This window comes from Pseudophaeobacter leonis (genome assembly GCF_002087335.1).
In the GTDB taxonomy this organism is placed as follows: domain Bacteria; phylum Pseudomonadota; class Alphaproteobacteria; order Rhodobacterales; family Rhodobacteraceae; genus Pseudophaeobacter; species Pseudophaeobacter leonis.
Genome location: NZ_MWVJ01000134.1, coordinates 1 through 6,653 on the forward strand (window position 1 = coordinate 1; position 6,653 = coordinate 6,653).

5 protein-coding genes, 1 tRNA gene and 1 pseudogene are annotated in these 6,653 nt (G+C 60.7%); 4 read left to right on the forward strand and 3 right to left on the reverse strand.

Translation table 11 applies throughout. The features are described 5' to 3' along the window. Positions 1-209: 209 nt before the first annotated feature. A pseudogene (locus B4968_RS22715) lies at positions 210-924 on the reverse strand (lysophospholipid acyltransferase family protein). Positions 925-1,066: 142 nt separating this feature from the next. On the opposite strand from B4968_RS22715, the gene B4968_RS22720 reads away from it, so the two are divergent. Next, a tRNA-Trp gene (locus B4968_RS22720) sits at positions 1,067-1,142 on the forward strand. 56 nt (positions 1,143-1,198) lie between these two features. Here B4968_RS22720 and B4968_RS22725 read toward each other — a convergent pair. Then, positions 1,199-2,245: a tyrosine-type recombinase/integrase gene (locus tag B4968_RS22725; protein WP_083101442.1), complete on the reverse strand. Its 1,047-nt coding sequence runs from the start codon at positions 2,243-2,245 to the stop codon at positions 1,199-1,201. Continuing rightward, positions 2,220-2,441 carry a hypothetical protein gene (locus B4968_RS23400; RefSeq protein ID WP_139793003.1) on the reverse strand — a complete coding sequence of 74 codons (222 nt, stop codon included), beginning with the start codon at positions 2,439-2,441 and terminating at the stop codon, positions 2,220-2,222. The genes B4968_RS22725 and B4968_RS23400 overlap by 26 nt, the downstream gene beginning before the upstream one ends. Positions 2,442-2,452: 11 nt before the next feature. Here B4968_RS23400 and B4968_RS22730 point away from each other — a divergent pair, with 11 nt between their 5' ends. The 3 genes from B4968_RS22730 to B4968_RS22740 are packed head-to-tail and all read left to right on the forward strand — an operon-like array spanning position 2,453 to position 6,633. Continuing rightward, complete coding sequence (locus tag B4968_RS22730) at positions 2,453-3,232, forward strand: hypothetical protein (protein ID WP_139793004.1); 780 nt, start codon at positions 2,453-2,455, stop codon at positions 3,230-3,232. Further along, a complete protein-coding gene (locus tag B4968_RS22735; RefSeq protein ID WP_139793005.1) occupies positions 3,169-6,030 on the forward strand; it encodes a hypothetical protein in 2,862 nt (953 codons plus the stop codon). Before B4968_RS22730 ends, B4968_RS22735 begins: the two co-directional genes overlap by 64 nt. A 9-nt stretch (positions 6,031-6,039) precedes the next feature. Continuing rightward, positions 6,040-6,633 carry a DUF4376 domain-containing protein gene (locus B4968_RS22740; RefSeq protein ID WP_083101445.1) on the forward strand — a complete coding sequence of 198 codons (594 nt, stop codon included), beginning with the start codon at positions 6,040-6,042 and terminating at the stop codon, positions 6,631-6,633. Positions 6,634-6,653 lie beyond the last annotated feature (20 nt).

Consider the following 6,653-nt stretch of genomic DNA (forward strand, 5'->3'; position numbering starts at 1 on the left):
AACCACACAGAACTGTTCTGCGAAAGGGCGCCCCGAGTGGCGCCCTTTTTGCATTGTGACTTTTTGCGTTGAGATCAGAGCCTCTGGGCGCACCTGAGAGGCACAGACGAAAAACCTGCTTCAGAAGCTAGGCTGCTGCGTTATGAGAGGCTGCAGCTGGCTGCTGGGGGGGGAGCGCCAGCTGCGCTTAGGCGCAGGCTCTAGGGCGTCTAGCCCGGGGTCTTCTCTGAGCGTCCAGTTGGCGCGTGCCCAACAGCGTGATCCGCGCGATCGGTGATCTCATCCAGTGAGCTCTGCAGGCTCAACCGCAGGATCTCGGCCTCGTCTTCAGTTGGTTTCTTGGGGACCGGATCGGTCCACTCCTGACAGATCAGCACGCCACGCGAAAAGGGCAGGGGCAGCATCTGCTTGTCCCAGGTGGGCATCCTGAGCACCCGGCGCTCGGCAAAGGCAACAGTGAACACCCGGCAACCGGTCATGCGTGCCCAGGTGATAGCCACCCCCGAGCACACACGTGCGGGACCGCGTGGTCCATCCGCCGCGATGCCGATAGAGCAGCCTTCCCTGGTCCGGCGCAGTACTTCGCGCGACAGCGCGACATGGCGCTTGTGGCTCGACATCGGGATGGTCTCAAACCCAAGGCGCACCAGAATTTGCCCCGCCCAGCCGCCCGGCGCGCGCTGCAGATGTCAGCGCGCATATACGGCCCAGCGAGGTGTCAAAAAGATAGGGTGCCATGATCAGTCGCTGATGCCAGAGCACAAAAATCACCGGCTCGCCACGGGCCACCGCGGCATCCATCTCCTCAAAGCCGGAGCGTTGCCAGCGCGAACTGCGATAGGCAAAGCTGACATAGCTGGCAAAGAGTGCTTCAACCATCCGGTTGACGCGTGGGCTGTCGGCAATTTTCTTTCGCAGGCTCAAAACAGGCCCTCCTTTTTGCCTGTCATAGAAGATTGCCCTCTCAAGAGCCAGTCTGCAGCGGCTGAGGTATAGAAACTCACGCCATTGTGCCGATTTCCCTCTTGCGAGTCAGCGACATGTGGCTTAGGAACACCGGCACTGCAGGGGTATAGCTCAGTTGGTAGAGCGACGGTCTCCAAAACCGTAGGCCCACAGTTCGAGTCTGTGTGCCCCTGCCAGTAAAATCAATCACTTATCCAACTACCGGCGCGACTGGGTTTGACCAGTTGGGAGTTTAGTTGGGAGTTTTTGTTTCCCTATCATACCGCTCCAGCTTCTTGATGGCCGATTCTGCAAGCTGCGTATTTCGGCTGAGATAATGCGAATCCAAAATTGCGCCGACATCTGTCAGGCTGTGGCCGGTGATGGTTGCAATTTCTGGAACTTCACAGCCAGCAACTGCTAGCCGCGTTACTGCAGTGCCCCTCAAGTCGTGAAATGTCAGGCCGGTGATCTTCGCCTTCGCCAGGGTCTTTCGCCATGAGCCGCTGAAGCCATGCGACGTCCATGACGTGCCCTTCGACGTGGTCAGTATCGTCGCGGCGGATTTGTTTTTTTCCAATTCATCCAGAATGGATCGCAGCGGTGCGGCTACGGGAATGACGACACGGCGTTTGGTTTTGCCCTGAACCAGTCTGATGTGGGTTCCGTCATATGCGCTCCAGGTGAGACGCAGGAGATCACCCTGGCGCTGCCCTGTCCAAGTCGCCATCAAATAGGCAAGTTGAATGCGTGCAGGAGCAACCGCAAACAACGCGTTTTCGTCGGCTTGTGTCCAGATGCATTCCGCCCGTCCAGAGCGGTATAGCTTGCCGGGTTTTTCGCACGGGTTTGCATCAGTGAGGCCCCGGTCATGCGCCCAGGCCAGAATAGAGGCAAGGGTGGCAAAGACATAGTCAGCCTGCCGCCGAGACTTCAGGGCCATCTTGTCGCGCCATGCGAGGAAGGCGGCGCGAGCGCGGCGGTCGCCCAGGGCAGCAATCGGGAAGTCCCCGAATTCGGCTTCAATCTTTTGGATGTGGTTGACGTAGTCCTTCTTGGTCCGGGGTGCGAGGCCCGTCCATTTTGGCGTGTTCTGGTACTGGTTCAACAGGCTCTGAATGGTGTTTGATTTCGGCTCAACCTTTTGAGCCGTGGCCGCATGGTAAGCCGCCAAAAACTCGGGATCACCTGGCTTGCCAGGAAGCCGGGGTCCACCTTTCCAAGCGTAGTAGTATGTAACGCGCTGACCACTCGCGAGGCGTTTGGAGATCCGGTTAATACCTTTGAGTTTCACTCTCATTGCGGTTGGCTTTCCACTTATCAAATGGGGAATCCGCTACAGGTTCGGATTCGGGTAAAATACGGACCGTTCCAGCTGTTGTCACAAGCTCGACAATGGCGTTGGGGTCGGCAGCGCGTGCGGCGGAAACAAAGCGTTTGATCTGCGCGGAGGTGAAATTCCTATGCTTTGCCTTTTTGGTTTCCATGGCTGTCATGGTTCTTTCTGGTGGCCTCTGCAGATGTGACGCGCTTTGGCGTGGCGGTGTCTGAGGTGGATGCCGATCAGATCGAGCGTACCAATGATGCGATCTCGCGCATGGGTCTTGTGGGGCGCGGTGTCGCCAATCAGTTGACGGTCGCGCTTGCGCCGTTCCTGGAGGATCTGAGCGACAAAGCGGCGGATGCGGCTGAGTGGTTCAATAATTTGAGTGACGGGGCCAAGGCCCTGATCGCCAAAGGTGCCGCCCTGACCGCGACCCTGGGGCCGGTCGCCATTGGTCTGGGCTTGGTTCTGAAGCTGGCCGCGCCTTTGGTTGGCGCAGTGGTGGCGCTGGCGTCTCCTGTCGGGCTGGTGGTTGCAGGCTTCGCCGCGCTGGCTGTTGCCAGCACTGCCCTTGCCGGGGGCAATTCCGACGCCAAGGCCTTTGCCGAAGCGCATGAAATGGCGATGGATAACGTGACCATTGCGATGGGCGATCAGATCCACGCCAGCGCGCGGCTGGCAGATGCCCTGCGCAAGGGCGGGCCGGTCACGCTGGCCACAATTGAAGCCAAGATGGCAGAGGCGGACGCGATCCGCGCTGTGATCGAGCAGCATCAAGCGGAGCGGCGTGAAGTGGTTTTGGCGAAGTTGGGATACAGCGATCTGCTGGTTGTGAGCTGCAGGCGGCAAGGGCTGGATTGGATGAGCTGGCAAAGCCCAGTGATAAAGACCTGGTTGAAATGCCGGCGCTCATGGCGGCGGGCTATGAGGCTGCGGAGCGCAATGTTGTGCGGCTGCTTTTGAAACAGGCGGAAATGCTCAAACTTGTTCAGGCTGGCAATTACCTGACCGAGGAAGAGGCGGCAGCTCGAAAGCAAAATTTGGAGAACATTGCCGAGCTGCAGCGCCGCTGGAATGAGCTGAACGGGATTACCGCTGAGAATGTTGCTCTGACCGATCGCGGCACTGTTGCGGCGGGCCAGCTCGCCCAGGGGCTTGGCGTGGCGGCGGGGCAGGCCGCAGCCATCAAGGGCTATTTGACCGCGCTGCCTGGGGCATTGGCCGGGGCTACAGCAAACATTGCCGGGATCAAGGCTGGCATTGCAGCCCTTGCTGGCGGTGGCAGCGCTGTGACTGCCAATGTCGAAAAGTACCGCGCGCAGCTTGAGGCCAGCCTGCCAGCTCTTTCAAATCTGGCGGGTGGGCACCGGGAATATGTGCAGGAAGGCATCAATCAGCAGGTCCAGCTTTATGAGCAAGAGCAGGTTCTGAATGCGGAATATCAAAAGCGCCTCGCTGCGCTGAACAAGGTCAAGACTGCCGGTGGCGCTGCAGCCAAAAGCGCGCTGGCGCAATTGACCAAAGAGATTGCCGCGCGCCGGTCCCTGCTGGGCCTCACGGATGATCAACGCAAAAAGTTGGAGGCGGTGCGCTCTGTGCAGCAAAAGCTGGGCAAAGAGGGGCTGGGCCTGAGTAAGGCGCAGATCGAGGGTCTGGCCAATGAGGCGGGGGAGCTGGACCGCGTAGAGGCGGCGCTGGAGCGGGTCCAAGATCAGCAGGCGCGCTGGTCTGAGCAGATCACGCGCGTGGCTTTTGAGGGCGGCAGTCTCACGGATACGGTGCAGGGGATGCTGCGCGATATTGCCTATCAGTTTGCCCATTCCAACATTGTGCTGCCGGTGGTGGCCTCAGTCACGGGAGCACTTGGGCTGGATCAGTTGCTGGGCGGCGGTGGCTCTGCGGGGGCGTCCCTCGCTGGCAGCGGTGGCGGTGGCCTGGGTGGCGCTGGCAACCTGCTGGGGCTTGGCGGCGGTCTATTTGGGGCGGCGTCCAGCGGCGCTGGCATTGGCCTGAGTGCCCTTTTGGGCGCTGGCGGTGGGGTGGGAACCTACTTTGGCGCTATGGGCGCGCAGGCCGGGGCGGTCTTTGCTGGTGGTTTTTCCGCCAGCGCTGCTGCCGGTCTTGCGGGCATGGCTTTGCCGCTTGTTGCTGGCATTGCTCTGCTGGCCAAAGGTCTGAGCCGCAAATATGCCGGGTCCGGTATCCGGGGCAATTTTGATGCCGAGGGCTTCAATGGCTCGCAATACGACTTTTACAAAGGCGGGTTCCTGCGCTCTAACCGCACGGATCTGAAACCGCTGGAAGCTGAGTTTGAGCTGGCGCTGGATGAAAGCATGGCGGGCGTCACAGCGGGCCTGCACAGCATGGCCGATGTGCTGAACCTCAATTCAGATGCCATCGACAAATTTGAGGGCGCAGGCTTCCAGCTTTGGACCAATGGCAAAAGCCAGGAAGAGATCCAGGCCGCGCTTGCAGAGCAGTTGGAACTGACGTCCAGCGCAATGGCTGAGCTGATCCTTGGCGAGCATGATGTTGCCCGCGCCGGGGAAACTGCCACAGATACCCTGACCCGGCTTGCCACTGGCCTGGAGGCCACAAACGAGGCCTTTGACCTGCTGGGGCACTCTGCCTTTGCGGCGTCAATTTTGGGCGGTGATGCAGCCTCGCACCTGATCGATCAGTTTGGCAGCATTGAAGCCTTCAGCACTTCGGTTCTGGGCTATTGGAATGCTTTCTACAGCGATGCGGAACGGCAAGAGGCCACCCTGCGTGGTCTGTCTGAGCGGTTTGCAGAACTAAATATTGTCATGCCTGAGAGCCGCGAAGGGTTCCGCGCTATGGTTGAGGCGATCGATCTCAGCTCTGAGGCGGGCCGCGCGCTTTATGCAGAACTGATCCAGATGAGTGGTGCCATGAATGAGGCGCTGCCAGCGGTGCAGGGCCTGAGTGCGGCTCTGTCTGACAGTGTGGCCGGGGTGAATGGCGAGGTGGCCAGCCTGATGGCGCAGGCGCGCGATACGGCCACAGACGCGGCGCGGGCTGCACAGGATTGGTTTAGGGCGGGCACCCCCGGCGAAGAGCTGACAGTCGTCGTCGGAGTTGGCGGTGATGGCCTTGGCTCAAGGGCTGGTGGTGCCAGTATGGTGCAGCGCAGCGGCGTTGATCTGGTATCTGCGTCAGGAGGCTCGACCAGCAGAACCATCTCAGGATCACCTATAGTCGGGACTGGCGGCTCTGGTGGCATCGGTGGCGCAGACAGGAGCAGTTCCAGCTCAAAAAGCTGGGGAGCGATACGCGCTGGCGGCGGCGGCGGCGGCGCTGGTGGCTATTCCGGTGCTGGTGGTGCGGGGGCTAACGCAAACGGCAAGGGCGGCGGGTGGACTGCTGGCCTTGCCGGTGCAGGCGGTGGCGGCGGAGGCGGGGCGGCAGGTGACTTAGGGGAGGCAACATCCGTCCACTCTGGTGATGCAGGGAAAGCGGGCGGAGGCGTGGGGCTATTCGGGGAAGGATCGAACGGTACTAGCGGTACTACAAGTCACGGGACTGGCGGCTCTGGGGGGGCTGATGGTTTCACCACGGGTATCCAGGGCCACGGGGGCGACTTTGGTGCTGGCGGTGGTGGTGGGCGGGGCTACGTCCACGTTGACCGCCAGCACTCAAGTGAAGGCGGTAACGGCGGTGGTGGAGCTGTCCGCATGATCTGGCCCGGCACAGAACGCCTGTTCCCGGCGACCCGAGCTGCCGATGAAATTCAGGAATAAGGTGACAAAATGAGCAACCCTCAATTTTCCAAAGGCGGGGCTTACCCTGCTGCTCTCCCATTCCGCATTCGCCTGCCTGATGGGCGAACTCGCACAAATCCGGCCAGCTTCACGCCGGAAGAAATTGCCGATGCTGGCTTTGTCGCGGTCGATCCCAAGCCAGCCCCCGGCGTCAATCAGTTTGTCACCTGGGGCGATGGTGACTGGGTGCTGCACGACAAGACGCCAGAGGAAATTACAGCAGAGCATGATGCGCTGCGGGCGCAGTTGATCGCGGCTCTGGCAGAGCGCCGATATGCCGTTGAAATCGGGGGTGTGACGTTTGGCGGGGCAGGCGTTGATACCACGCGAGAAGCCCAGGCCCAGATCGCCAGCACCTATAGCGCGCTGAAAGATGGCCTTGTGTCTGGCGTTGAATGGAAGGCCCAGACCGGCTGGCTTGTTCTGGATCTCGCTGCCTTTACGCCGATTGCCACGGCGGTTGCCCAGCATGTGCAGGCCAGGTTTGCAGCCGAACGAGCAGTTCAGGAGCAGATAGAAGCGCTCACGGACGCAGAGCTTGCCGGGTTTGATGTTGCCGCTGCCCTGGTGGGGGCGTTCTGATGGGCGGTTTTCCAGACTGG

What these genes read in the sequence shown, in the direction of transcription:
- B4968_RS22725 (WP_083101442.1), bottom strand. Translation starts at nt 2,245, where the DNA reads ATGAGAGTGAAACTCAAAGGTATTAACCGGATCTCCAAACGCCTCGCG.
- B4968_RS23400 (WP_139793003.1), bottom strand. Translation starts at nt 2,441, where the DNA reads ATGACAGCCATGGAAACCAAAAAGGCAAAGCATAGGAATTTCACCTCC.
- B4968_RS22735 (WP_139793005.1), top strand. Translation starts at nt 3,169, where the DNA reads ATGCCGGCGCTCATGGCGGCGGGCTATGAGGCTGCGGAGCGCAATGTT.
- B4968_RS22740 (WP_083101445.1), top strand. Translation starts at nt 6,040, where the DNA reads ATGAGCAACCCTCAATTTTCCAAAGGCGGGGCTTACCCTGCTGCTCTC.